We start from the raw sequence: 2,583 nt of genomic DNA, 5'->3' as shown, positions 1-2,583 counted from the left end.
ACTTCGCTGCCGCTCGACCAGATCGATGGCGGGCCCTATGAGAGTGTGCTTCCCGCCGCTGGTTCGTTCCTGCCTGCCGTGCAGAGCTACGAACTCTGCGGTGCGCGATTCCGGTTCGCGGGCGCGACCGGTGTCGACGTCGAGCGGGGAATCCAGCGCACCGCAGCGGATTTCGCGTTGCACTGTGTACCGGGAGATGTTCCGGCGCTGGTCCACGCGGTCGAGGGAGAACTGGAATGAAGCCACACATCACGATCCTGCACCGGGTCCGCGGCGTGGATGTGTCGTTCGCCTCGCATATCGACCACAGCGCTTATGCGGTCTCCTACATCTGCACCGAACATACTCGGAGATATGTTCCGGAGTCCGCCGCGATGGTGGTGGTGCTCGACGACTTCACCGAGGCGCCCGTTGTGGCACGTGAGTTTCGCGATACGTTCGGTACGCCGGAACGTATCGTCGGGCTCAGCGAATACGATCTCCTCACCGCCGCGCGATTACGTGAAGAATTCGATGTCGCGGGAGACCGCCCGGATCATGTACGCCGCTTCCGTGACAAGCTGCCCATGGGAGAGGCGATCGCGGCGGCGGGGATATCGGTTCCGGCGTTCGCCCCCGCGCCGGACCGGTACTCCGTCCGAAAGTTCGCTGAACTGCACGGTTTTCCCGTGATCGTCAAGCCGAGGCTGGGTGCGGGCAGTGTCGGCGTGGTGAAGGTGGATTCCGAGGACGGCATCGCGGCGTTACCGGATCTGACCTCCGAACCCTATATGGTGCAACAATACTGCCCTGACGACATAGGGTTCATCGACGGCGTCTGGGATGGCAGCGGGCTCGGACCATGGCGCGCGTCCTATTACGTGAACAACTGCCTCGACTTCGCGACGGCCGGCGGTGCCCTGGGAACTGTCGAGATCGACGATCCTCGACTCGTTCCCCACTTTGCCGAATACACCGAATCCGTGTGTGCCGCACTGGCGGGAAAGACACCGACCGTATTTCATCTCGAATACTTCCTGGGGTATCGAGGCGACGGGAGTCCACATATCCAATTCCTCGAAGTCGCGGCGAGAATCAGCGGTGGGGAGACACCGAACCTGTGGCGCGATGTACACGGCTACGACTTGATCGGTGCGGCGCTGGACATTCAACTCGGTAGAACGCCGCACACTGGGCAGCTCACCGACGGTCTGGTCATCGGCGATCTGATCATCCGACCACCGGTGACGCCGCCGTGCACCGTCATCTCCGCACACCTCGAGTTGCCGGACGGCGTCGGCCCGTATTGGCAGCAGGTGCCCGCGGCGGGTTCCCGGATTCGGGAGACAGCCGGATACCAGGACATCGGCGCGAGTTTTCGTTTCCGTGGCAGTTCCAGCGCCGAAGTCCGTGCGGCGATCGAGGCGACCGCGGCGGGCTTCCGGATGGAATGCGTTCCAGACGAGGTGTCGGAGACCGTATCGGTCGCGTGAATTCTCGGTGTCCACGTTCATGTCGACGACGGAATGGAGCCATGTCGCCGCCCTCAGCTCTTCTGCCTGTCCCGGGCCCACAACGCACCTTGGCGTTCGTCACCCTGGCCAGCGCCATCGCCGCGGGGATCTATCTGTCCTCGGGGGTGCTCTATTTCACCAGGATCGTGCGGATTCCGGCTATTCAAGTCGGTTGGGGGCTCAGCGTCGCAGGTGCGCTCTCCGTCGTCGCGGTCGTCGTCGGGGGACAACTCGCGGACCGCAGAGGTCCGCGAACTGTCCTGAGCGCCAGCTTTTTTGCCACATCCGCCGCCACCGTCTGCTTTCTGGCGGTGCGAGGGTTCGGTAGCTACCTACTGATCGTGCCGGTCGCGGCGTCTGTGCAGGCGACCGCGCAGGTCATCATCGGTACCGTCATCAACCGAGTCACCGAAACCCGGGTCAACGAGTTCCGTGCCTACATCAGGTCCGTGCTCAACGTCGGCTTCGCCGTCGGCGCGGGGCTGGCCGGGGTTGCCGCCCACATGGATTCCCCGACCGTCTACCGACTGCTCATCACCCTCGACGCCGTGTTCCTGCTCGCCGCGGCCGTGCTGACCCGACGATTGCCACACCTCCCGCCGATACCCACCACGCCGCACCAGCATCGGTGGATCGCGCTGCGCGATCGGCCATACCTCGCGCTTTCGGTATTGGACGGCATTCTGTCCCTGCAGCACCGCATATTGGCAGTAGCTGTGCCGCTGTGGATCCTCGAAGCGACGACCGCGCCACGGTGGACCATCGCCTCGGCGGACCTCGTCAACACCGCCATAGTCGTGGCCCTGCAGATCAGATTCTGCCGGGGCATCGACAATCCACGAACCGGTGGCCTCGCCCTGCGCCGCTCCGGCTGGGCCTTCCTGCTGGCTTGCGGCACGCTCGCGTGGGCGTCGGGACGTTCGAGCTGGCTCGCCGTCGTCGTCGTATTATGTGGCGTCGCGATCCTCAGCGTCGGTGAACTCTGGCAGAGCGCAGGTGGTTTCGAAGTCTCGAACAGCCTGGCTCCACCACACGCGATCGGCGAATACCTCGGCGTCTTCGGCACCGGCCTGCGTTTGGCGGAAACCGT

Annotated in this window: 3 protein-coding genes; all 3 read left to right on the top strand. The window is 64.2% G+C overall.

What is annotated here, in order from left to right:
• Window positions 1–240 (top strand): hypothetical protein (locus tag AB0B25_RS32040; RefSeq protein ID WP_357187570.1); only part of this gene is annotated, 240 nt, incomplete at its 5' end.
• Complete coding sequence (locus tag AB0B25_RS32035) at window positions 237–1,472, top strand: hypothetical protein (RefSeq protein WP_357187567.1); 1,236 nt, start codon at window positions 237–239, stop codon at window positions 1,470–1,472. The genes AB0B25_RS32040 and AB0B25_RS32035, both read left to right, overlap by 4 nt.
• A 41-nt stretch (window positions 1,473–1,513) precedes the next feature.
• Window positions 1,514–2,583, top strand: a 1,070-nt coding sequence (locus tag AB0B25_RS32030; RefSeq protein WP_357187564.1) for an MFS transporter, incomplete at its 3' end; no start/stop codon positions are given.

The organism is Nocardia sp. NPDC049190, assembly GCF_040648115.1.
Classification (GTDB): domain Bacteria; phylum Actinomycetota; class Actinomycetes; order Mycobacteriales; family Mycobacteriaceae; genus Nocardia.
This window is presented reverse-complemented; position numbering and strand designations above follow the sequence as displayed.